Origin of the sequence: Polynucleobacter parvulilacunae (genome assembly GCF_018881715.1) — a bacterium.
In the GTDB taxonomy this organism is placed as follows: Bacteria; Pseudomonadota; Gammaproteobacteria; order Burkholderiales; family Burkholderiaceae; genus Polynucleobacter; species Polynucleobacter parvulilacunae.
In genome coordinates this window covers 696,427-718,294 of the sequence record NZ_JACVPW010000001.1, presented here as the reverse complement: position 1 = coordinate 718,294, position 21,868 = coordinate 696,427, and the positions used below count along the sequence as shown (strand labels likewise).

Sequence of the window (21,868 nt, the reverse complement as noted above, 5' to 3'; positions counted from 1 at the left end):
GCTTAGAGGGAGATCCCGCCGCTAGCTTCTAATGCCACTCCATTGACATAGCTTGATTCATCGCTAGCCAGGAATAAATATACGTTAGCCATTTCTGTTGGGGCGCCCAGACGTCCAAGCCAACTGCGCTTTTCAATATCTTGCAAAATGTTTTCTGGCATGGCTTTAACCATCTCCGTAGCAATGAAACCTGGGCATACTGCATTTACTCGAATGCCCTTGGGCCCGAGTTCGCGCGCCCATGTCTTAGTAAAGCCAATAACACCAAACTTAGTGGCTGAGTAATTAGTTTGACCAAAATTACCATATAGACCCACGACGCTAGAAGCATTCACCACTGCACCAGAGCCGGCTTCGAGCATGTGAGGAACAATCAACTGAGTGCAATTAAATACACCCTTCAAGTTAACATCAATAACGTTATCAAACTGAGCTTCAGTCATCTTAATTAAGCGCGCATCTTGAGTAATACCAGCGTTATTAATCAAGATATCAATGCGTCCATGCTTTTGCATCACATGATCAACTACCGACTGAATGCTGGCGCGATCAGTGACATTCATGGCATACCCTTCAGCATTAGGCGTTTGCGCAGCCGCACCGTTAACAGCCTCCTGATTAATATCGGTAATGATGACCTTTGCACCCTCTTGTGCAAAACGCTGAGATGTAGCAAAGCCAATGCCTTTAGCGGCGCCGGTAATAATGGCTACCTTGTCTTTTAATCTATCGCCCATTGTTTGCTTTCTGTTTTTATTTTTAATGCTTTTTATTTCTGCTGTGCCGAAATGGCTTTTAATAGCTTTTGATGTATGCCACCAAACCCACCATTACTCATGACCAAAATGTGATCGCCTGGCTTGGCCTCTTGTGCAACCGCCTTCACCAGGGACTCTAGATCATCAAAAGCTTGTGCCTTGCCTTGTTCGCTTGAATTGAGTGGAGCCAAAACTTCTGCCAAGTCCCAACCCAATGATTCTTTTCCGGCACTGGCGCCATAGGCAAAAACTTTATCTGCAGCCACTAAACTCCCTGGAAGCTGGGCCTTCATCACACCGAGCTTCATCGTATTTGAACGCGGCTCCAATACCGCCAAGATACGCGCTTTACCAACTCGGCGACGTAGGCCATCAACAGTAGTAGTAATCGCTGTTGGATGATGCGCAAAATCGTCATAAACGGTAATGTCATTTGCAACGCCAATGGTTTCCAAACGACGTTTTACATTTTTGAACTCAGCCAAAGCACGGGCAGAATCTTCTGGAGAGATACCAATATGATTTGCCGAGGCAATCGCTGCAAGTGCATTGAGTTGATTATGTCTACCCATCACACCAGAATCAGGCGCCCATTTCACAGTGGCCACTTCCTTGCCAGCTTTACGCACAATGAAGCCATCAGCCTCTTGTGAAATCAATGACCATTCATTACCTAGCTCTTGGCCAAAGCGCTCTACAGGCGCCCAAGCGCCGCGTGTAATGACGCTTGCTAGCGCAGGCTCTTCGCCATTAACCACCAACAAACCATCACCAGGTACGGTACGCACCAAATGATGAAATTGCGTTTCGATTGCCGCAAGATCAGCAAAAATATCTGCGTGATCAAACTCCAAATTATTTAATAAAGCCGTGCGTGGTCGATAGTGAACAAACTTGCTGCGCTTATCAAAGAAAGCCGTGTCGTATTCATCAGCCTCAATCACGAAATATTTACTCTCGCCCAAGCGAGCAGAAACAGTGAAATTGAGTGGCACTCCACCAATCAGATATCCAGGCTTGTAGCCGTTGAATTCCAAAATCCATGTGAGCATGGCTGAAGTTGTTGTCTTGCCATGCGTTCCAGCAACAGCTAAAACATGTCGCCCATACAAAACTTGTTCGCCCAACCATTGTGGTCCAGAGATATATGGCAACCCTTGATTGAGAATTGCCTCCATTAAAGGATTGCCGCGAGAAACCACATTGCCAATGACAAATAAATCAGGCATGGTCTCAAACTGAGATAATTGATCGGGTGAGAATCCCTCAATCAGTTCGATGCCTTGAGCTTCAAGCTGCGTACTCATTGGTGGATACACGTTGGCATCGCATCCAGTAACGCGATGTCCAGCTTGCCTCGCAATTGCGGCAATGCCGCCCATGAAAGTACCGCAAATGCCCAAGATATGTATATGCATTAGCGAATTTTAGCGAAGGAGTTGCAATGAACCGCAGACAATGGATCATCATCGTCGCAATTAGTCTTTTGGCACTCCTTGCAGGGGTAGTGACTTCGCAATGGATTTATAAAACTGGCTTAGCTAGTGACCCGGCTGTAAAAGCATTTTTTGCCAATTCTTGGCAATCTCCAGACGGAAAACCAATTGATACCCAAAAATGGCAAGGAAAAGTCCTGGTGGTGAACTTTTGGGCCTCCTGGTGCCCTCCTTGTGTTGAAGAAATGCCTACTTTAGACAAGCTTCAGCAAGAGTTTTTTCAGCAAAATATCTTATTTGTTGGTATCGGCATCGATTCTCCCTCTAATATTCGCGAATTTCTCTCAAAAACTCCAGTTGACTACCCCATCGTTGTTGGCGGCCTAGAGGGAAGCAATCTTTCTAAGCAACTGGGAAATTCTCAAGGTGCACTGCCATACACCATCATCATCAATGCCAAGGGTAAGGCAACGTATAGCAAATTAGGAAAGATAAGCGAAGAAGACGTAAGAAGCGCTATTAAGTCGGCCTTATAGACATCTTTAGTTGATTTTTATTCCCTATCTATTTTTGAATACTGCCTAAATATTAAGCAGATAATGCAATATTTTTCATTATCTGCATTTAAAAGAGTAGGAAATTCTCATTTTTGAACTGCTTTTTTGGTCTCTACCGAGCTTTCTAAAGGTATACTTTCCCCCATAAGCAATCGAGCATGAAGTTATTAAGAGTTAAACGCTTAACTGCCTCTAAAAACAGGGATCTATGTCCAAAAAAGCTTCAATTCTCGTAATTCAGGGCCCAAACCTAAATTTATTAGGCACCCGTGAACCAGATGTTTACGGCAAAACTACCCTGGAAGACATTCATCAAAAGCTAGGCGAACTGGCAAAAGCACAGTCCGTCGACCTAAGCACCTTTCAAAGCAATCATGAAGGCGAGTTAATTGACCGCATTCAAAAGGCCAAACAAGACGGGGTTGATTTCATCATCATCAATCCAGGTGCTTTTACCCACACCAGCGTTGCATTGCGCGATGTCTTGGCTGGGGTAGCCATACCTTTTACAGAAGTCCATTTGTCCAATATTCATCAGCGCGAAGAATTCCGCAAACATTCCTACCTGTCAGATATTGCGGCTGGAGTGATTTGTGGTCTTGGTGCCATTGGCTATGAATTGGCACTACAAGCGGCCATTACTCGTTTACAGAAATAAATCTACTTAAAGAATTACAAGAGAGGAAGCACTCGTATGGATCTCAGAAAACTTAAAACCTTGATCGATTTAGTCTCTGAATCAGGTATTTCAGAACTAGAAGTAAATGAAGGCGAAGATCGCGTTCGTATCGTCAATGCCGGATCTTCAGCTCCAGTCGGTCAGGTGGTTTATGCAAATCAAGCACCAGCACAAGTGATGCAAGCTGCGCCAGCAGCCAGTGCTCCTGCCCCAGCGGCAGTTGCGGTTGAAACGCCTGCTGTTCAAACTGGCTCTGTTGCTAAATCCCCAATGGTTGGCACCTTCTACCGCGCCCCAAATCCAGAATCTCCAAACTTCGTCAATATTGGCGACACGGTAAAAGTTGGTCAAACACTTTGCATCATTGAAGCGATGAAGTTGCTCAATGAGATTGAATCTGAGCACGCTGGTGTGGTTAAGGAAATCCTCTGTGAAAACGGTCAAGGTGTTGAATTTGACCAGCCACTTTTCATCATCGCCTAATAGATCTCAAGATCTATTCCAATTCACAGTTACTTAACTCAGAGCCGACATGTTCGATAAGATTCTGATTGCCAATCGGGGAGAAATTGCTCTCCGTATCCAACGCGCATGCCGCGAGTTGGGAATTAAAACTGTCGTGGTCTATTCCACCGCAGATAAAGAAGCGAAGTATGTAAAGCTGGCTGATGAAGCTGTCTGCATCGGACCAGCGCCATCTCCGCTCAGCTACCTCAATATGCCAGCAATTATTTCTGCGGCAGAAGTCACCGACGCAGAGGCAATTCATCCTGGTTATGGCTTTCTTTCTGAGAATGCCGACTTTGCAGAACGTGTTGAGAAGTCCGGATTTGCTTTTATTGGGCCTACAGCTGCATCGATTCGCTTGATGGGTGATAAGGTTTCCGCCAAACGCGCGATGATTAAAGCTGGCGTACCTTGCGTACCTGGATCAGAGGGTGCGCTACCTGATAACCCAAAAGAAATTATTGCGACTGCGAAAAAAGTTGGCTATCCGGTAATTATTAAAGCTGCTGGCGGTGGCGGTGGTCGCGGTATGCGTGTTGTACATACTGAAGCTGCACTCATCAATGCGGTCAATATGACTCGTGAAGAAGCCGGTCGCGCCTTTGGTAACCCAGAAGTCTATATGGAGAAGTTTTTAGAAAAGCCTCGCCACGTAGAAATTCAGATTTTGGCCGATACCCATGGCAATGCTATTTGGTTGGGCGAGCGCGATTGCTCTATGCAGCGTCGTCACCAAAAAGTGATTGAAGAAGCTCCAGCACCTGGCATTGATCGTCGCTTGATCGCCAAAATTGGCGAGCGTTGCGCAGAAGCCTGTCGCAAGATTGGCTACCGTGGCGCCGGTACATTTGAGTTTCTCTACGAAGATGGTGAATTCTTCTTCATTGAGATGAATACCCGTGTTCAGGTTGAGCATCCAGTAACGGAAATGATTACTGGCGTGGATATTGTTCAGGAACAAATTCGTATTGCTGCTGGCCTGAAACTCAGTTATCGCCAAAAAGACATTGTTTTCCGTGGTCACGCGATTGAGTGCCGCTTAAATGCGGAAGATCCATTTAAGTTCACCCCGAGCCCAGGCAAAATTGGTTCATTCCACATGCCTGGTGGCCCTGGTATTCGCGTTGATTCCCATGCCTACAGTGGTTATGTGGTGCCATCAAACTACGACTCCATGATTGGTAAGTTAATTTCTTACGGCAATACGCGTGAGCAAGCTATCCGCCGCATGCAAATTGCACTCTCCGAGATGGTGATTGACGGCATTACAACCAATGTGCCACTCCATCGTGAGCTGATGCTTGATCCAAACTTCATTGAAGGCGGTACCAGCATTCATTACTTGGAGCACCGCTTAGAAGAGCAAGCTGCAAGTCGCGGTAAATCCTAATTTATGCCACTAACGCGAGCGCCTCATGTCCTATCGTGAACTGGTATTTACGGTAGTTGCTGAAACCGCTGAGCCTTTGGGTGATGCGCTTTTGGACTTGGGTGCTCTATCGGTCACCGTTGAAGATGACGCAGCAGGCGGCTACGACGAGAACCCACTTTATGGAGAACCCGGTCTTTCTCCAGAAGTTCAGGCTTGGGACAGATCATCAGTAATCGCCCTCTTTAATCCGGAAATTGATGCTTCTGGTAGCGCAGAATTTATTCCCGAACTCCTTGCCTCACTCAAAGAAGCAGGCTTTCAACTGAGTCCTCCGCAAGAAAAAATCGTTGAGGAACAAGATTGGGTAAGACTGACTCAAAGTCAATTTACACCCATTCAGATTGGTGAGCGTATTTGGGTAGTACCTTCTTGGCATGATGCCCCGACCGATCCCAATGCGATTTGTCTCGCCGTTGATCCCGGTCTAGCGTTCGGAACCGGTAGTCACCCAACAACACATCTATGCCTTCTTTGGCTTGAGCAACAAACTAATTTACAAAACCAAAGCCTGCTCGATTACGGTTGCGGCTCAGGCATTTTGGCGATCGCTGCAGCAAAACTGGGCTGCAATCCTGTGATTGGCACGGATATCGACCCTCAGGCCATGGTTGCAGCGCGCAGCAATGCAGAAATCAATAACACCACGATTCGTTTTGTTTTACCCAACCAAGGTGCCCCAGAACTCGCTGCAGAAACCAAATACGACATCGTGATGGCCAATATTTTGGCCAATCCACTACAGGTTCTTGCTCCCGCATTGGTAAATAAGATGAAAGTGGGCGGAAGAATAGTTCTGTCTGGAGTCCTTGCACGCCAAGCGGAAGAAGTCATCGCTACCTATAGCCAATGGCTCAAACTCTCCGTCTGGAAAGAGAGTGAAGGCTGGGTTTGCCTACACGGAACTCTAAATTCAAACCAGCAAAGCAATGCAAAAACTGCTTTTGCTGCACCTGCTCAAAAAAAAAGTCTTAAGTTCGCGTTTTTAGTTGGTTTATTTCTATTGCTGCTTGTTTTTGGAGAGCATCTCTCTAGAAATTCATTGCTTCCTGCAATAGCGCCAAGGGTTGATGGAACATCGAATGCAATTTCCGTGAATGCATTTCATGTTTTACAACGTATTGATGCAAAACTTTGTCGCGCACTAGGATGTCTAGATCGCACTGTGAGCGATTTTTCTGCATGGAAAATAACTTCAGCCGCATTAGCAACAGAAAACGCGCGAGAGGGGCTTAAAAGCGGCGCAAATCAACCTCTGTTGCAAGTGGAGATACAAAATCGTCTGGCGATTGCAGTTTTGCCACCAAATTTAGAAATCTCTTTGACTGACGCCGAAGAATCTGAAATCAAATCACTGCAATTCACACCACAAGAGTGGTTACCACAGACTTGGCAAGAATCTCATCCTGATTTTTTAAAAAAAGGAATCCCTTCGGGAGAAATGCTTCAGATGGATTTACCCGTCTCCTTGCCGCCCAATGCTGCAGGCTATCGCGTTCGCGTGCTTTACCCTTAAACCTATTCACAAAACCCACATTTACCCCTTATTTTTAAAAAGAAAGTAATTTATGGCTAGCTTGATCTGTGGCTCCATCGCCTACGACACCATCATGAACTTTGAAGGCAAATTTGCCGATCAAATTCTCCCAGAGCAAATTCACATCCTGAACGTAGCCTTCTTGGTGCCAACTATGCGCCGCGAGTTTGGTGGTTGCGCTGGCAATATTGCATACAACCTCAATCTTTTGGGTGGCGACCCCATCATCATGGCTACTGTTGGCGGTGATGCTGCTCCGTATATGAGTCGTCTTGAGCAACTCAAAATTGATGCAAGCCATATTCGCCAAATCGATAAAGCATTTACTGCGCAAGCAATGATCACAACCGATCAGGCAAATAACCAAATCACCGCATTTCATCCAGGTGCAATGGGTGAATCCCACCTGAATCAGGTTTCTGCAGTGGTAGCTGAACGCAGCAAGAACGCTAAGGGTCCAGCAAAATTGGGAATCGTTGCTCCCGATGGCCGCCAAGGGATGTGGGAACATTGCCATCAACTTGCCGATGCAAGTATTCCCTTTATCTTCGATCCGGGCCAAGGCTTGCCGATGTTTAATGGTCCAGAATTGCTGGAATTAATCGACCTCGCTAGCTATTTGGCAGTAAATGACTATGAGGGAGAGATGCTTTCCCAAAGAACGGGCTTGAGCTTGGCAAAAGTCGCTGAAAGAGTGAAGGCACTCATCGTTACCAAAGGCGCCGAAGGTGCCGATATCTACTTTGACGGTAAATGTGTTGCAATTCCACCAGTACCAGCGGCAAAAGTGGTTGATCCAACCGGTTGTGGCGATGCATTCCGCGGTGGATTGCTGTTTGGCTTAGAAAACGGCATGGATTGGGAAACTACTGGTCGCTTAGCCAGTTTGATGGGCTCAATCAAGATTACCCATCAAGGACCGCAAAATCACCAACCCAGCAAAGATCAGATCGCAGCCCAATTTAAAACAGCATTTGGCTTTAGCTTCTAAGCACTTTAGGTGCGCCTCGACTCGAATCTGAGTCAATCAAACTTTAGGCAATAAAAAAAAGGGGTCTCGTGAGAGACCCCTTCTAGTAACACCCGTCTGATTAAGGACGTGTGCCAGTTGGGAAGGGCCAAGCAGCGGCAGATGATGCTAGCGCAGCTTTCTTAGCCGCGGGCTTTTTTACAGCAGAGCCCGCTTTCTTCGCAGCAGGCTTACTTACTTTTTTTTTGCTACTTTACGTGCAGCTTTCTTAGCAGCTGGCTTCTTCTTAGCTACTTTTTTAGCAGCAGGCTTCTTAGCAGCAGCTTTTTTAGCAGCAGGACGCTTCTTAGCTACTTTTTTAGCAGCAGGCTTCTTAGCAGCAGCTTTTTTAGCAGCAGGACGCTTCTTAGCTACTTTTTTAGCAGCAGGCTTCTTAGCAGCTACTTTTTTAGCAGCTGGCTTCTTTTTAGCTACTTTTTTAGCAGCTGGCTTCTTAGCAGCTACTTTTTTCTTAGCAGCTGGTTTCTTTGCAGCAGGTTTTTTCTTGGCGATTGCCATATTAATACTCCTTCACGTGAGGATTAGTACAAAACTACATTAAGAAGACCCGACCATCTAATTCCGCCTGGTTTTGCAACCCTTTGGAGCTGACGAGCGAGCCATTCATCGGCGCGCGGCTTGATGCTAGGTGCTGCACGCTAATGAATCCTGGAAAAAAAGCCGTTGACCCAAAGGACAACGGCTTCTTAAATGTGCTGGAAAAAATAGAGAGAATAGCCCAGGCACCCTTGAGCAAGGGTTTTCGGATTTGAGTCTGTTTTTGCTGACTTCTTAAACTATCCAACCGTCTAATCTCCAATTTAGCCGGCTATGCGCTTACTTACTACTTACTACTCCCAACTTAGCGCACCGCCAGTTTGATACTCAATAACGCGTGTCTCAAAAAAGTTTCGTTCTTTTTTCAGATCAATCATTTCTGACATCCATGGAAATGGATTCTCTTCATTTGGGAACATCGCGTCAAGTCCTATTTGCAAACATCTGCGATTACAGATGTATCTTAGGTACCCTTTGAACATCGGAGCGTTCAATCCGAGCACCCCGCGAGGCATCGTATCTTCGGCATAACGGTACTCTAATTCGACCGCTTTTTCGAAGATAGCTTTGATCTCGTCTTTGAACGCGGAAGTCCATAACTGCGGGTTCTCCAGCTTGATTTGATTAATTAAATCGATGCCGAAATTACAGTGCATAGACTCGTCGCGAAGGATGTATTGGTACTGCTCAGCAGCGCCCGTCATTTTGTTTTGACGACCCATTGCAAGTATTTGCGTAAAACCAACATAAAAGAACAAACCTTCCATCACGCAAGCAAAAACAATCAGCGAACGGAGCAATGTTTGGTCTGCTTCTAGTGTGCCAGTCTTGAAATTTGGATTGGTCAACACATCAATATAGGGAATCAAGAACTCATCTTTAGCGCGAATTGACTCAATCTCGTTGTACGCATTGAAGATTTCGGACTGATCTAAGCCCAAAGATTCCACAATATATTGGTACGCATGAGTATGAATAGCCTCTTCAAAAGCCTGGCGCAATAGGTATTGGCGGCATTCTGGAGCAGTAATGTGGCGATAAGTACCCAAAACAATATTGTTCGCAGCCAAGGAATCGGCGGTTGTGAAGAAACCAAGATTGCGCTTAATAATGCGACGCTCGTCTTCTGTCAGGCCATTTGGATCTTTCCAAAGCGCGATATCGCGATTCATATTGATCTCTTGTGGCATCCAGTGGTTTGCACAACCCGCTAAATACTTCTCCCAAGCCCACTTGTATTTGAATGGCACTAACTGATTGACGTCAGTCTTGGCATTAATCACGCGCTTATCAGCAGCATTTACACGCAAGGCTGCACCACCAACTGCAGCAGCTGGTGCAGGCGCAGCAGTTTGCGGTGCCATTGCCACTTGATCTGGTTGTGGGCGTTGTGGCTCCACTGCAACCGGCTGCGGTGCAATACCAGCTTTCGCTAGTGCTGGAGCCACTTCCTCTTCCCAATTCAACATAACTCTCTCCTAATTATTCTATTTATGACCAATAAGCGAATGGCTTATTGGCATGCTTCACATTCTTCGAAACCGGCATCGCCTGGGCGCATTGTGCAAGCTGGGCCATCTAATTCTTGCGCTGCTGCTGCGTCAGTACCGTTTACACCGCCACCGCTAGAAACAGAGTTCAACTGACCGCTTGCAACAGTTGATTTCTCAACGTGGGTTGCAGCCATTGTGCGGAGGTAATAAGTTGTCTTCAAGCCGCGCAACCAAGCCAGCTTGTAGGTATCGTCCAATTTCTTACCGGAAGCACCACCCATGTAGATGTTGAGTGACTGCGCTTGGTCGATCCACTTCTGACGACGTGAAGCAGCTTCAACCAACCAGCTTGGCTCCACTTCGAAGGCTGTTGCATACAAATCACGTAAATCCTGTGGAATACGGTCAATCTTCGACAAGGTGCCATCAAAGTACTTCAAGTCAGCAATCATTACCTCATCCCAGAGGCCGCGATCTTTCAAATCACGTACCAAGTACTCATTTACCACTGTGAATTCACCGGAAAGGTTGGATTTCACAAACAAGTTCTGGAAAGTTGGCTCGATGCAAGCAGAAACGCCAATGATGTTAGAAATCGTTGCTGTTGGCGCAATTGCCACGCAATTAGAGTTACGCATACCGTGCTGCTTGATGCTCGCGCGCAAACCGCTCCAATCCATAGTAGAAGAGTTGTCCACTTCCACATAACCGCCACGCTCAGCTGCCAACATCGCTACTGAATCTTGTGGGAGGATGCCGCGATCCCATAAAGAACCTTTGTAGGTGCTGTAAACGCCGCGCTCAGCTGCCAGTTCATTAGATGCCTGGTAAGCGTAGTAGCAAACCGCCTCCATGGAAGAATCAGCAAACTTCACAGCCTCATCGCTAGCGTAAGGAATACGCTGCATGTGCAAGCAATCCTGGAAGCCCATGATGCCCATACCCACTGGACGGTGCTTCAAATTAGAATTACGAGCCTTAGCTACTGCGTAGTAGTTGATATCAATCACGTTGTCCAACATACGCATTGCAGTGCGTACGGTTCTTTGGAGCTTCTCGTGATCCAAAATCATCTTGCCATTGGCATCAGTAGTCATATGAGCAGTTAAGTTCACAGAACCTAAGTTGCAAACCGCAATCTCAGTCTCATTGGTATTGAGGGTGATCTCAGTACAGAGGTTTGATGAGTGAACTACGCCAATGTGCTGTTGTGGGCTACGGATGTTGCAAGGATCTTTGAAAGTAATCCATGGGTGGCCAGTTTCAAACAACATGCCAAGCATCTTGCGCCACAATTGCTGCGCAGGAATACGGCGGAATGGCTTCAATTCACCACGGTCAGCTTTTTGCTCATAGGCAACATAAGCCTCTTCAAATGCTCTGCCGAATTTGTCATGCAAATCAGGAGTGTTAGATGGTGAGAACAAAGTCCAATCGCCACCTTCCATGACACGCTTCATGAACAAGTCAGGAATCCAGTTAGAGGTATTCATATCGTGCGTACGGCGACGGTCGTCACCAGTGTTCTTACGCAACTCCAAGAACTCTTCAATATCTAAGTGCCATGTTTCCAAGTATGCGCAGACTGCACCTTTACGCTTACCACCTTGGTTCACAGCAACTGCAGTGTCGTTCACTACCTTCAAGAAAGGCACAACACCTTGTGACTTACCGTTAGTACCTTTGATATGACTTCCCAATGCACGAACGTTGGTCCAGTCGTTACCCAAACCACCGGCAAACTTAGACAACAATGCGTTTTCTTTCAATGCCTCGTAGATGCCATCCAAATCATCATCCACAGTCGTCAAGTAGCAGCTAGAGAGTTGCGGACGAGTAGTTGCTGAATTGAACAATGTTGGTGTGCTGGACATGAAATCAAATGTAGACAGGATTTCATAGAACTCGATAGCGCGGCGTTCACGATCCATCTCATTCAAAGCTAAGCCCATTGCAACGCGCATAAAGAAAGCCTGTGGCATTTCAATACGACGCTCTTCAATGTGCAAGAAATAACGGTCATACAAAGTTTGCAAACCGAGGTAGTTGAACTGCAAGTCACGGCTAGCATTCAAAGCAGCGGCGAGGCGTGGCAAGTCAAACTCACGCATACGTGGATCCAACAACTCAGCAGAAATACCTTCATTGATGTACTTAGCAAAGTAAGTGCTGTACTCAGCTTGAGTATCGCCTTGCAATACTTCCTTGCCAAAAATTTCTTTCCGAATTACGTGCATCAAAATACGCGCTGTCACTTGGCTATATGCAGGATCTTTTTCAATCAAGGTACGGGAAGCCAAAATAGCAGAGTCGTAAACCTGCGCCATTGGTACGCCGTCGTACAAATTCTTGATAGTTTCGGTAATGATTGGTGTTGCATCAATGTTATTACCCAAACCTTCGCAAGCTGCCTCAATCACAGTGCGCAAAGCAGCCATATCAAGCCACTTCTCAACACCGTTATCAGTTACTTTGATGCCAGACTCACCAGCCTGATTGGCTGTTTGAACCTCTTGGGAAACTTCTTGTTGAGCTGCACGCTCTTGGTTACGCTTTTCACGGTAAAGAACATATGCACGAGCAACGTTGTGCTCGCCACTGCGCATCAAAGCCAATTCAACTTGGTCTTGAATATCTTCAATGTGGAAAGTTCCGCCATTTGGTCGGCTACGCAATAAAGCGCGCACAACAGAGTGAGTCAACTGCTCAACTTGCTCGCGCACACGTGCAGATGCCGCACCTTGACCGCCATTAACTGCCAAAAATGCTTTTGTTACGGCAATTGCAATTTTTGATGGCTCAAATGCAACAACTGAACCATTACGGCGAATGATTTTGTAATCAGACAACTGAGTTGCCTGGGTACCGCCAACACCACCAGCAACAAAACTGGCAGAAGGGGCCTGATTTACCGCCCCCGCAGGACTCATTCCTGGGTTATTCGCTCCAGCTGGTTGGCCTGCTGTCTGTGGATTAGCGTATGTCATGTTGCTCCTGCGTATATATATAGTTATTTGGACAAAATATCGTTAAAAAACAATGGGGTATTGCTGGATTCAAACACTACATCTAGTGTCTTGAAGTGCATTAGGCACTAAGTATAGGGAAATATTTGATATTTGGTAAGCCATTTATGACAAATATTTACTAGTATTTTTACTAAGTAATCCACAATATTTGGAGTCATTTTGGTGCGTATTTTTTAGCCCTTTTTAGACAAAGGCTACAAAAGTAAGCGTACGCTCACATACAAAAGATAGCTTATCGGGGATCTAAGCCAAAGGGCAATTTTTCAAGCGAAATTGCTGTCTCTTTTTGGAACTTTTTCCAATCAAAATAAATTCCTGGGTCTGTTTTGCGCCCCGGTGCAATATCGCTATGCCCAGCAAATTGCAAATGCGGATATGCGTTGCTTATTTTTTGAATGAGATTTGTCAAAACTTGATATTGAGCAGCTTCGAATGGTGCATCCCCATCCCCTTCCATCTCAATACCAATCGAAAAGTCATTGCACTTTTCACGACTCTGAAAAGTCGATTTTCCAGCGTGCCAGGCTTTGCTTTGAGTGGAAACAAACTGTATCAACTCACCCGAGCGGGTAATCAAAAAATGGCTAGATACTTTTTGATCGGCAATCTCAGCAAAATAAGGATGTCCACTTGGATCAAGCTTATTTTGGAAAAAATCAATAATGTGGCGGCTGGATGTTTTATTTCTGAACTCGCCTGGCGGAAGACTAATGTGGTGAATAACTACTAAATCTGGATCCACATTTTCTGGTCTAGCATCTTGATTCGGAGAAATCCGCCATCGTGCATCACCAACCCATCCATTCGAATCGAGAGCATGAAGATGCTCTTGTGAACAATAAAAACGGCCATCGTGTGCCATTGCGTCTGACTGTGGAAGGTGCACTTTGCAACATTGGCATTGCACCATCACCTCAGGTACGTCCACCTTCTCCGGCTTGTTTTTATTGGGTTTGGAGGCATTACTGGCATCCAGTGCAGCCTGCTTTTTACCCTTAATCCAGAGATATAAAAGTCCAGCACCAGCAAGTAATAAAAGCCACTTAAACAAAGCTTATGTTCTCTGCAGGATTACTTCAACTACAAAACGACTACCAACATATGCAAGCAATAAGGCGGTGTAAGCACTCAATACCCAACGAATAGCAGCCCTGCCACGCAACCCCACTCGCCAGCGCGCTATCAATAGACCCGCAAACAAAAACCAGGAGACAAGGGCAAAAATGGTTTTGTGATCAAACACCAGTGGTTTGCCAAACAAGGTTTGCGAAAAGAGTAAGCCCGAGAACACAGTCAAACTCAGAAGTGCAAAACCAACATAAAGTAAATTGAATAAAAGACTTTCCATAGTCATCAAAGGAGGTAAATCCTCCAACCAATGAGCAAACCGACTATTGGGAATAATGGCTAACTGACGATGTAAAGCGCGATCCTGAACGCTCATGAGCATGGCATGCATTGCTGCCAGACTGAGCAAGCCCACAGAAACTGTTGCCACCACAAAGTGACCTTTAAACCAAGGGTCCGAAACAGCCTTAGGTGAGATCAATGTTCCTGGAAAAACAGTTGGTAGAAATGCGCAAATCAGTGCGAACATTAAGGCCATCCAACGCAAGCTGGAGATCGGCAAAAACCAAGACTGAAACCAATAAAAAGCCAGACCAACCCAGGCAATTAAGGACAAATCTTGTGCAAACCCAAATACGAAGCCTTGTGGGGTGAATACGGAGTCATGAAGTTGCACTCCATGAATCACCAAAATCACAAGAATGGCAGCCTGCACCAAGGCACTAGATAGCGCAGACTCCACGCCGCTCTTGGCTTTGAAGCTCAAAATGAGTAAAAGCGCCAAATAAAGTGCGGAAGGAAGCCATCCGTAACTTGAGTAACCTAAAATGTCCATCTGGAAAGTCTAATCGATAAATGCTAGAAAACCTCACCGACCGTCTATCTCGCGTTGTTAAAACAATGCGGGGCCAAGCCCGCCTTACCGAAGCCAATACGGCAGAAATGCTGCGGGAAATCCGTTTAGCCTTATTAGAGGCTGACGTAGCCCTCCCAGTAGTGAAGTCCTTGCTGGAACAAATTAAATTTAAAGCCCTTGGCGAGGAAGTGGTTGGCAGCCTCAGCCCAGGACAAGCACTCGTTGGCGTAGTTCAACGTGAGCTCGCCCAAGTCATGATGGGTGATACCAATCAAAGTGGCGAACTCAATCTGGCAACACAACCCCCTGCAGTGATCCTGATGGCCGGCTTGCAGGGCGCAGGTAAAACCACTTCAGTTGGAAAACTAGCGAAGTGGTTGCAAGAAAAAAAGAAGAAGAAAGTTTTGACGGTTTCTTGCGACGTCTATCGCCCAGCCGCAATTGAGCAATTAGAAACTGTTACTAAGCAAGTTGGCGCCGAATTTTTCCCAAGCGATATTAGCCAAAAACCGAATGACATCGCCCTTGCTGCTCTTGACTGGGCACGCCGTCACTATTTTGATGTTGTCTTGGTGGACACCGCAGGTCGCCTTGGTATCGACGAAGTACTAATGCAAGAAATCAAAACCTTGCATGCCAGCCTCAATCCAATTGAAACTTTATTTGTAGTGGATGCCATGCTCGGCCAGGATGCCGTCAATACGGCTAAGGCTTTCCATGAAGCGCTACCCCTGACGGGCGTAATCCTGACTAAGCTCGATGGCGACTCCCGGGGTGGTGCGGCGCTGTCTGTGCGCCAGGTTACCGGCGTTCCTCTCAAATTTATCGGTGTCGCCGAGAAGATGGATGGCCTTGAAGCGTTTGATGCTGAACGCATGGCTAATCGTATTCTGGGTATGGGCGACATTCTGGCTCTCGTTGAACAAGCTCAACAACACGTTGATGTTGCCAAAGCAGAAAAGTTAGCTAGTAAGATTTCTAAAGGTGGATTTGATCTTGAAGATTTTCGTGATCAACTCATGCAGATGCAGAAGATGGGTGGCATGGCGAGTTTGATGGATAAATTACCAAGCCAAGTTGCACAAGCAGCATCCAAAGCAAACCTAAGTAATGCTGATAAACAAACCACCCGTATGCGCGGCATTATTGACAGCATGACTCCACAAGAGCGCAGAAAACCAGAACTACTCAAAGCCAGCCGTAAGCGTCGCATTGCCGCCGGTTCTGGCGTTGAAGTGCAAGAGGTCAATCGCTTGCTAGCTCAATTCGCGCAAATGCAAACCATGATGAAGCAATTCAAGGGCGGGAAGATGGCGCGTACCATGGCTAGCATGGCGGCCAAAGGAGCCGCCAAGGGTATTGGCGGACTCTTTAAAAAATAATTAACTGACTAAGCTCTTGGCTGCTTGAACTGCAGCAATTACTTTTGTCTTGATCTCGCCGAGTGGGATGTTCTGAGACTCGGCATCAGTACGGCCTTTAAATTCCACCTGAGAATCTGCCAAACCACGATCGCCAATAACGACGCGGAATGGCGCCCCAATCAACTCCCAGTCAGCAAACATCGCACCCGGGCGTTCATTACGATCATCCAGAATCACATCAATTCCAGCGGCTAGTAACTCATCATGCAGTTGGTCACATGCCGCTTTGACCGCTTCTGATTTTTCGTAACCCATCGGGCAAATCACCACTTCAAATGGCGCCATCGAGATTGGCCAAATAATGCCCTTCTCATCATGACCCTGCTCAATCGCAGCACCCAGTAAGCGTGTTACGCCAATGCCATAACAACCCATCACCATGGGCTGCGCTTTGCCCTGTTGATCCAAATAGGTGCAACCCATCGATTCTGAATAACGTGTACCCAATTGGAATACATGCCCAACTTCAATGCCGCGGCAAATATCGACAACACCTTTGCCATCTGGCGAAGGGTCACCAATCACGGCATTACGAATATCCAATACCAATGGCTCAGGTAAATCACGGCTCCAGTTCACACCGGTCAAATGATGACCAGCATCATTGGCGCCACACACAAAATCAGCCATGTTGGCTACCGTTCTGTCCGCAACAACAGTCACATCAGCGCTCACACCAACAGGACCCAGATAACCGGCCGGAGCATTACAAGCTTGTTTGATTTCTGCTTCAGTGGCAAAGCGTGACTCTGACATCCCAGGAATCTTGCTCGCTTTCACTTCATTAAGCTCATGGTCACCACGCACCAACAACATAAAGAGTTTTGCTGGACCTTTTTCTTGATCAGCCGCAAATAGCAATGACTTCACAGTAGATTGAAGGGGAATATTTAAAAACTTGGCTACATCAGCACAATTGGTCTTATCCGGCGTAGGCACTTTAGCCATCGCCGCATTGGCTGCAGCACGAGCAGCAATTAATGCCAAAGACTCTGCAGCCTCTAAGTTGGCTGCGTAATCAGAGTTAGGGCAATAGACAATTGCATCCTCACCAGTATCTGCAATCACGTGGAACTCTTGACTACCAGATCCACCAATGGCGCCATTATCAGCAGTCACTGCGCGGAATTGCAAACCCATCCGTTTAAAGATGCGGGTATAGGCATCAAACATCACTTGATAGGATTTCTTGAGGCCCTCAACATCCTTATCGAATGAATAAGCATCTTTCATGCTGAACTCACGACCACGCATGATGCCAAAACGAGGACGGCGCTCATCACGGAACTTAGTCTGAATTTGATAGAAGTTCACAGGCAATTGTTTGTAACTCTTGATCTCATTACGCGCTAAATCAGTAATAACCTCTTCTGAGGTTGGCTGAATCAAGAAATCACGATCATGACGATCTTTGATGCGCAGTAACTCTGGGCCCATCTTTTCCCAGCGGCCAGTCTCTTGCCATAATTCAGCGGGCTGAATCATCGGCATCAGCAATTCAATTGCGCCAGCGCGATTCATTTCTTCGCGGATGATGTTTTCGACCTTGCGAATGACTTTCAAACCCAGTGGTAAATAGTTATAAATACCCGCACTGAGCTTGCGAATTAAACCTGCACGCACCATGAGTTTGTGCGAAACCACCTCAGCGTCAGAGGGGGCTTCTTTTAGCGTGGCGAGAAATGATTGTGAGGCTTTCATGTATGGATATAATCAAATCGTTGATTTTAAAGGATTTGAGGCACGATCATGCTTGACCGTGAAGGGTATCGCCCGAATGTCGGCATTGTCCTCCTCAACGGCCGTAACGAGGTTTTCTGGGGAAAACGCGTTGGGCAGCATTCGTGGCAGTTCCCGCAGGGCGGGATTCAGCATGGTGAAAGCCCTGAACAGGCTATGTACCGCGAATTGCAAGAGGAGGTTGGCTTACTGCCGGAGCATGTCCAAATTATTGGACGCACTAGGGATTGGCTTCGCTATGACGTCCCTGAGGAATACTTGCGCCGTCAAAACTCCACTCGAGTCCATCGCGCCGCTTATCGCGGTCAAAAACAAATTTGGTTTCTTCTTCGGCTAGTTGGCCTTGATAGCGACATCCAATTGCGCGCCTCTGAACACCCCGAGTTTGATGCTTGGCGCTGGGTACCATTCTGGATTCAGTTGGATGCGGTTATTGGCTTTAAACGCGAAGTTTATCAATTAGCACTTTCTGAATTAGCGCGCTTCTTATCCCGGGGCATGCGCATGCAGCAACTTGCCTGGGGATCTCCCCTTGATTTAATTCAGTCTTTTTATGGCAGCCATGAAGATCAAAAAAAATCATCTGATAAATCGGATAAAGAAAATGAATAGTGCTTTGCAAAAACTTAGACTACCCATAAGCTGCCTCATCTTTGTGGGCACACTTCTTGGCTGTGCTGGAGATCCACTGCAAAGCGGTCTAGATCCATTTGCGCCAATGGTATTTAAAGAGGGGGCAACTACAATGCCCCTAAACCCACCAAATCAGACAACCCTTCAACCCTTTTATGTATCTGAGCGAACCATCTTTAAGTTTGCCGTAGATACTGATTCCATTTTGATTGGGGCTGATGGAGTCACCCGATATATTGTCGTATTGACCTCTCCAAATGGCAGCGTACAAGCCCAATACGAAGGAATTCGCTGCGACTCATTTCAGTGGCGACTCTATGGGACTCTAGAAAATGGAGCGTGGAGAGAGAATCCCCTATCCACTTGGCGGAACATCCAAAGCAATGTACCAAACCGCTATCAAGCTGCTTTAGCACAAGGTGCATTTTGTAACTTTGATAACCAAGAAAAGAATATTAAGACAATTCTTCAGTCGCTCAATCCCAATGGATTTACTGGTGGAACAAAGCCAAGCAATTCGTTTGGGGTAATTTATTAAAAAATTACTTTGAGGCCGGCACTAGGCGGGTGCCAATCTTTTCACCCGCCAATAAGCGTGTCAAAACGTTAGGCTCGCGCCCTGAGGCAATCACTGTAGCGGCGCCAGTTTTCACTGCAATTTTTGCAGCCAATACCTTAGTCAACATACCGCCCTTGCTAAGCTCGCTTGCAGCACCGCCAGCCATTTTTTCCAGCGCAGGATCACCTGCAACAGCGTCAGAAAGCAAAGTGGCATTAGGATTTTGACGTGGATCCGCAGTAAAGAGACCCCCTTGATCAGTCAAAATCACCAATAAATCCGCCTGAATTAAATTGGTTACTAGAGCAGCAAGGCTATCGTTGTCACCAAACTTGATTTCATCAGTCACTACTGTGTCATTCTCATTGATGATGGGAACTACACCTAACTTTAATAATGTATCCAGAGTAGCTCTCGCGTTTGCATTGCGCTCTGCGTCTGCCAAATCCGCATTGGTCAATAAGATCTGGGCACTACGCAAATTAAAGCGCGCAAAGCAGCTTTCATAAACCTGTACCAAACCCATCTGGCCAACTGCAGCAGCTGCCTGCAATTGATGAATCTCCTGTGGACGCTTAGACCAACCTAGGCGCTGCATGCCTTCAGCAATAGCACCGGAGCTCACCATTAATACCTCATGACCATCCTTTAATAGACCAGCCATTTGCTCAGCCCACATAGCAATCGCAGCATGATCCAAGCCCTCACCATTATTGGTAACTAGACTAGAACCTACCTTGACAACAATCCGTTGGGTTTTTTTAGCATTCATAGCAAATCAAATGTTTAATCTGGTTTTTTATCTTCTAGCTGATCTTGATAGCGCGGATCTTGAGCGCGCTCATCGGCATCATCTCGGTCACGACGTACAGAATCCAAATAATCCTGCAAGGAGTAGCAAAGCTTGTCACAACCCAGGCCTGTTAAAGCCGAAATCTCAAAGACAGGGCCTTTCCACTTAAACTTTTTCACAAAGTCAGCCACAACCTTCTTGCGATCCTCTTCAGGAATCATATCGACCTTATTGAGCACCAACCAACGTGGTTTCTCAACTAAAGCCTCATCGTATTTACGCAACTCATTCACAATCGCCACAGCATCGGCAACTGGATCTATATTCGAATCAAATGGAGCGATGTCGACTAAATGCAAAAGAACGCCGGTACGCTGCAAGTGCCTTAAGAAACGGTGGCCAAGGCCAGCACCTTCAGCAGCACCTTCAATCAAACCCGGAATATCAGCAATCACAAAACTACGCTCAGCACCCACACGCACCACACCCAAATTTGGATGCAAAGTAGTAAATGGATAATCCGCAATCTTTGGACGCGCATTCGAAACTGCAGTAATCAAGGTGGATTTACCCGCATTCGGCATACCCAATAAACCGACGTCAGCCAGCACCTTTAATTCAAGCTTGAGCTTACGACGTTCACCTTCTTTACCATTCGTCTTTTGACGTGGTGCTCTATTTGTACTGCTCTTAAAGTGAATATTGCCCCAACCACCAACACCGCCCTGCGCCAAACATAGACGCTCGCCATGCGTGGTTAAGTCAGCAATTGGCTCACCAGTTTCATAGTCGGCAATGATGGTACCAACAGGCATCCGCAACTCAATGTCATCACCTGCGCGGCCATAGCAATCAGCGCCACGACCTGGCTCACCATTTTTTGCAGTGTGTGTTTTTGCGTAACGGTAATCAATCAAAGTATTGATATTGCGATCGGCTATTGCCCATACGCTTCCGCCTTTGCCGCCGTCGCCACCGTCAGGGCCGCCAAATTCAATGAACTTTTCGCGGCGCATAGAGGCGCTTCCGGCACCACCTTGCCCGGCAATCACTTCGATACGTGCTTCGTCTATAAATTTCATGAATAAAAAAGGCCTCGCTTAGCGAGGCCTGTTCCTAAGAGTTAAATTCGGAATAAATCTGAATCAAACGTGTCTCAGTCAGGCGCCTTATGAACGAGGCAAGACTGAAACTTGGGCCTTCTTCAAAGCACCCTTAACGCCGAATTCCACTTGGCCGTCAATTAAGGCGAACAAAGTGTGATCCTTACCGATACCAACGTTAGCACCTGGATGAACACGTGTGCCACGTTGACGAATGATGATGCTGCCAGCATTAATATGCTCGCCGCCGAATACCTTAACGCCTAGACGTTTCGATTCTGAGTCGCGGCCATTTCGTGTTGAGCCGCCGCCTTTTTTCTGTGCCATATCTTTCTCCTACCCTGAATTAGGCTTTAATCGTGTTGATCAAAATTTCAGTGAAATTCTGACGATGGCCTTGGTGCTTTTGATAATGCTTGCGACGGCGCATCTTAAAGATTGTCACTTTATCGTGACGTCCCTGGGAGACGACAGTGGCCATCACAGCTGCACCATTAACCAATGGATCACCTAATTTCAGTGAAGCGCCTTCGCCAACGGCGAGGACTTGGTCAAGAGTGATTTCGCTGCCGATTTCCGCTGGTATCTGTTCTATTTTCAATTTTTCGCCTGCAGCAACTTTATACTGTTTGCCACCGGTTTTTATGACCGCGTACATGGTTTGAAACCTCAATTAATATCTACATTTAAGCTAATCCAC

At 46.5% G+C, this 21,868-nt stretch carries 20 protein-coding genes and 2 pseudogenes; 10 read left to right on the top strand and 12 right to left on the bottom strand.

What is annotated here, in order from left to right; translation table 11 throughout:
- Positions 1-2 precede the first annotated feature (2 nt).
- The gene (gene fabG / locus ICN18_RS03780; RefSeq protein ID WP_216189147.1) at positions 3-737 is read right to left on the bottom strand and encodes a 3-oxoacyl-ACP reductase FabG; all 735 of its coding nucleotides are present in this window, start codon (positions 735-737) and stop codon (positions 3-5) included.
- A 32-nt stretch (positions 738-769) separates the two neighbouring features.
- Positions 770-2,176, bottom strand: coding sequence for a UDP-N-acetylmuramate:L-alanyl-gamma-D-glutamyl-meso-diaminopimelate ligase (gene mpl / locus ICN18_RS03775; protein WP_216189146.1), 1,407 nt, complete (start codon positions 2,174-2,176; stop codon positions 770-772).
- Positions 2,177-2,202: 26 nt separating this feature from the next.
- Here mpl and ICN18_RS03770 point away from each other — a divergent pair, with 26 nt between their 5' ends.
- The 7 genes and pseudogenes from ICN18_RS03770 to ICN18_RS03745 all read left to right on the top strand — a co-directional run bounded on the left by ICN18_RS03770 (position 2,203) and on the right by ICN18_RS03745 (position 7,894).
- Positions 2,203-2,730: a TlpA family protein disulfide reductase gene (locus ICN18_RS03770; RefSeq protein ID WP_216189145.1), complete on the top strand. Its 528-nt coding sequence runs from the start codon at positions 2,203-2,205 to the stop codon at positions 2,728-2,730.
- A gap of 229 nt (positions 2,731-2,959) precedes the next feature.
- Complete coding sequence (aroQ, locus tag ICN18_RS03765) at positions 2,960-3,409, top strand: type II 3-dehydroquinate dehydratase (protein ID WP_216189144.1); 450 nt, start codon at positions 2,960-2,962, stop codon at positions 3,407-3,409.
- Positions 3,410-3,445: 36 nt separating this feature from the next.
- Complete coding sequence (accB, locus tag ICN18_RS03760) at positions 3,446-3,913, top strand: acetyl-CoA carboxylase biotin carboxyl carrier protein (protein ID WP_216189143.1); 468 nt, start codon at positions 3,446-3,448, stop codon at positions 3,911-3,913.
- A 49-nt stretch (positions 3,914-3,962) separates the two neighbouring features.
- The gene (accC, locus tag ICN18_RS03755; protein WP_215362568.1) at positions 3,963-5,327 is read left to right on the top strand and encodes an acetyl-CoA carboxylase biotin carboxylase subunit; all 1,365 of its coding nucleotides are present in this window, start codon (positions 3,963-3,965) and stop codon (positions 5,325-5,327) included.
- A 25-nt stretch (positions 5,328-5,352) separates the two neighbouring features.
- A pseudogene (gene prmA, locus ICN18_RS10435) lies at positions 5,353-6,273 on the top strand (50S ribosomal protein L11 methyltransferase); the annotation flags it as partial.
- Positions 6,274-6,459: 186 nt separating this feature from the next.
- Positions 6,460-6,882 (top strand): DUF3426 domain-containing protein, encoded by a 423-nt coding sequence (locus ICN18_RS10430; protein WP_500797046.1) that lies wholly within the window; start codon positions 6,460-6,462, stop codon positions 6,880-6,882.
- A 52-nt stretch (positions 6,883-6,934) separates the two neighbouring features.
- On the top strand, positions 6,935-7,894 hold the full coding sequence (locus ICN18_RS03745; RefSeq protein ID WP_216189141.1) for a carbohydrate kinase family protein: 960 nt from the start codon (positions 6,935-6,937) through the stop codon (positions 7,892-7,894).
- A 213-nt stretch (positions 7,895-8,107) separates the two neighbouring features.
- On the opposite strand, the gene ICN18_RS03740 is transcribed toward ICN18_RS03745, so the two are convergent.
- The 5 genes from ICN18_RS03740 to ICN18_RS03720 all read right to left on the bottom strand — a co-directional run bounded on the left by ICN18_RS03740 (position 8,108) and on the right by ICN18_RS03720 (position 14,895).
- Positions 8,108-8,431: a histone H1-like repetitive region-containing protein gene (locus ICN18_RS03740; RefSeq protein WP_255532057.1), complete on the bottom strand. Its 324-nt coding sequence runs from the start codon at positions 8,429-8,431 to the stop codon at positions 8,108-8,110.
- 332 nt (positions 8,432-8,763) lie between these two features.
- Entirely contained in the window at positions 8,764-9,939 is a 1,176-nt protein-coding gene (locus tag ICN18_RS03735; protein ID WP_216189140.1) for a ribonucleotide-diphosphate reductase subunit beta, read from the bottom strand.
- Between the two features lie 44 nt (positions 9,940-9,983).
- Positions 9,984-12,893 (bottom strand): ribonucleoside-diphosphate reductase subunit alpha, encoded by a 2,910-nt coding sequence (locus ICN18_RS03730; RefSeq protein ID WP_439650815.1) that lies wholly within the window; start codon positions 12,891-12,893, stop codon positions 9,984-9,986.
- Positions 12,894-13,224: 331 nt separating this feature from the next.
- Positions 13,225-14,043, bottom strand: coding sequence for a 1,6-anhydro-N-acetylmuramyl-L-alanine amidase AmpD (gene ampD / locus ICN18_RS03725; RefSeq protein WP_255532056.1), 819 nt, complete (start codon positions 14,041-14,043; stop codon positions 13,225-13,227).
- 3 nt (positions 14,044-14,046) lie between these two features.
- On the bottom strand, positions 14,047-14,895 hold the full coding sequence (locus tag ICN18_RS03720) for a cytochrome C assembly family protein (protein ID WP_216189138.1): 849 nt from the start codon (positions 14,893-14,895) through the stop codon (positions 14,047-14,049).
- Positions 14,896-14,915: 20 nt separating this feature from the next.
- On the opposite strand from ICN18_RS03720, the gene ffh reads away from it, so the two are divergent.
- Complete coding sequence (gene ffh / locus ICN18_RS03715; RefSeq protein ID WP_216189137.1) at positions 14,916-16,298, top strand: signal recognition particle protein; 1,383 nt, start codon at positions 14,916-14,918, stop codon at positions 16,296-16,298.
- On the opposite strand, the gene ICN18_RS03710 is transcribed toward ffh, so the two are convergent.
- Positions 16,299-18,041, bottom strand: a complete 1,743-nt coding sequence (locus tag ICN18_RS03710) for a proline--tRNA ligase (RefSeq protein ID WP_216189136.1) — start codon at positions 18,039-18,041, stop codon at positions 16,299-16,301.
- 48 nt (positions 18,042-18,089) lie between these two features.
- On the opposite strand from ICN18_RS03710, the gene ICN18_RS03705 reads away from it, so the two are divergent.
- Both ICN18_RS03705 and ICN18_RS03700 read left to right on the top strand, forming a co-directional pair.
- On the top strand, positions 18,090-18,692 hold the full coding sequence (locus tag ICN18_RS03705) for an RNA pyrophosphohydrolase (protein WP_216189135.1): 603 nt from the start codon (positions 18,090-18,092) through the stop codon (positions 18,690-18,692).
- A gap of 43 nt (positions 18,693-18,735) precedes the next feature.
- On the top strand, positions 18,736-19,251 hold the full coding sequence (locus ICN18_RS03700; protein ID WP_369411857.1) for a CNP1-like family protein: 516 nt from the start codon (positions 18,736-18,738) through the stop codon (positions 19,249-19,251).
- A 19-nt stretch (positions 19,252-19,270) separates the two neighbouring features.
- Here ICN18_RS03700 and proB read toward each other — a convergent pair.
- The 4 genes and pseudogenes from proB to rplU form a co-directional block, all read right to left on the bottom strand.
- Positions 19,271-20,044 (bottom strand): annotated as a pseudogene (proB, locus tag ICN18_RS03695) (glutamate 5-kinase); the annotation flags it as partial.
- A 14-nt stretch (positions 20,045-20,058) separates the two neighbouring features.
- The gene (obgE, locus tag ICN18_RS03690; RefSeq protein ID WP_216189132.1) at positions 20,059-21,147 is read right to left on the bottom strand and encodes a GTPase ObgE; all 1,089 of its coding nucleotides are present in this window, start codon (positions 21,145-21,147) and stop codon (positions 20,059-20,061) included.
- A gap of 87 nt (positions 21,148-21,234) precedes the next feature.
- On the bottom strand, positions 21,235-21,495 hold the full coding sequence (rpmA, locus tag ICN18_RS03685) for a 50S ribosomal protein L27 (protein WP_011902041.1): 261 nt from the start codon (positions 21,493-21,495) through the stop codon (positions 21,235-21,237).
- 19 nt (positions 21,496-21,514) lie between these two features.
- Positions 21,515-21,826 (bottom strand): 50S ribosomal protein L21, encoded by a 312-nt coding sequence (rplU, locus tag ICN18_RS03680; protein ID WP_011902040.1) that lies wholly within the window; start codon positions 21,824-21,826, stop codon positions 21,515-21,517.
- Positions 21,827-21,868 lie beyond the last annotated feature (42 nt).

What these genes read in the sequence shown, in the direction of transcription:
- fabG (WP_216189147.1), bottom strand. Translation starts at nt 737, where the DNA reads ATGGGCGATAGATTAAAAGACAAGGTAGCCATTATTACCGGCGCCGCT.
- mpl (WP_216189146.1), bottom strand. Translation starts at nt 2,176, where the DNA reads ATGCATATACATATCTTGGGCATTTGCGGTACTTTCATGGGCGGCATT.
- ICN18_RS03770 (WP_216189145.1), top strand. Translation starts at nt 2,203, where the DNA reads ATGAACCGCAGACAATGGATCATCATCGTCGCAATTAGTCTTTTGGCA.
- aroQ (WP_216189144.1), top strand. Translation starts at nt 2,960, where the DNA reads ATGTCCAAAAAAGCTTCAATTCTCGTAATTCAGGGCCCAAACCTAAAT.
- accB (WP_216189143.1), top strand. Translation starts at nt 3,446, where the DNA reads ATGGATCTCAGAAAACTTAAAACCTTGATCGATTTAGTCTCTGAATCA.
- accC (WP_215362568.1), top strand. Translation starts at nt 3,963, where the DNA reads ATGTTCGATAAGATTCTGATTGCCAATCGGGGAGAAATTGCTCTCCGT.
- ICN18_RS03745 (WP_216189141.1), top strand. Translation starts at nt 6,935, where the DNA reads ATGGCTAGCTTGATCTGTGGCTCCATCGCCTACGACACCATCATGAAC.
- ICN18_RS03740 (WP_255532057.1), bottom strand. Translation starts at nt 8,431, where the DNA reads ATGGCAATCGCCAAGAAAAAACCTGCTGCAAAGAAACCAGCTGCTAAG.
- ICN18_RS03735 (WP_216189140.1), bottom strand. Translation starts at nt 9,939, where the DNA reads ATGTTGAATTGGGAAGAGGAAGTGGCTCCAGCACTAGCGAAAGCTGGT.
- ICN18_RS03730 (WP_439650815.1), bottom strand. Translation starts at nt 12,893, where the DNA reads ATGAGTCCTGCGGGGGCGGTAAATCAGGCCCCTTCTGCCAGTTTTGTT.
- ICN18_RS03720 (WP_216189138.1), bottom strand. Translation starts at nt 14,895, where the DNA reads ATGGACATTTTAGGTTACTCAAGTTACGGATGGCTTCCTTCCGCACTT.
- ffh (WP_216189137.1), top strand. Translation starts at nt 14,916, where the DNA reads ATGCTAGAAAACCTCACCGACCGTCTATCTCGCGTTGTTAAAACAATG.
- ICN18_RS03710 (WP_216189136.1), bottom strand. Translation starts at nt 18,041, where the DNA reads ATGAAAGCCTCACAATCATTTCTCGCCACGCTAAAAGAAGCCCCCTCT.
- ICN18_RS03705 (WP_216189135.1), top strand. Translation starts at nt 18,090, where the DNA reads ATGCTTGACCGTGAAGGGTATCGCCCGAATGTCGGCATTGTCCTCCTC.
- obgE (WP_216189132.1), bottom strand. Translation starts at nt 21,147, where the DNA reads ATGAAATTTATAGACGAAGCACGTATCGAAGTGATTGCCGGGCAAGGT.
- rpmA (WP_011902041.1), bottom strand. Translation starts at nt 21,495, where the DNA reads ATGGCACAGAAAAAAGGCGGCGGCTCAACACGAAATGGCCGCGACTCA.
- rplU (WP_011902040.1), bottom strand. Translation starts at nt 21,826, where the DNA reads ATGTACGCGGTCATAAAAACCGGTGGCAAACAGTATAAAGTTGCTGCA.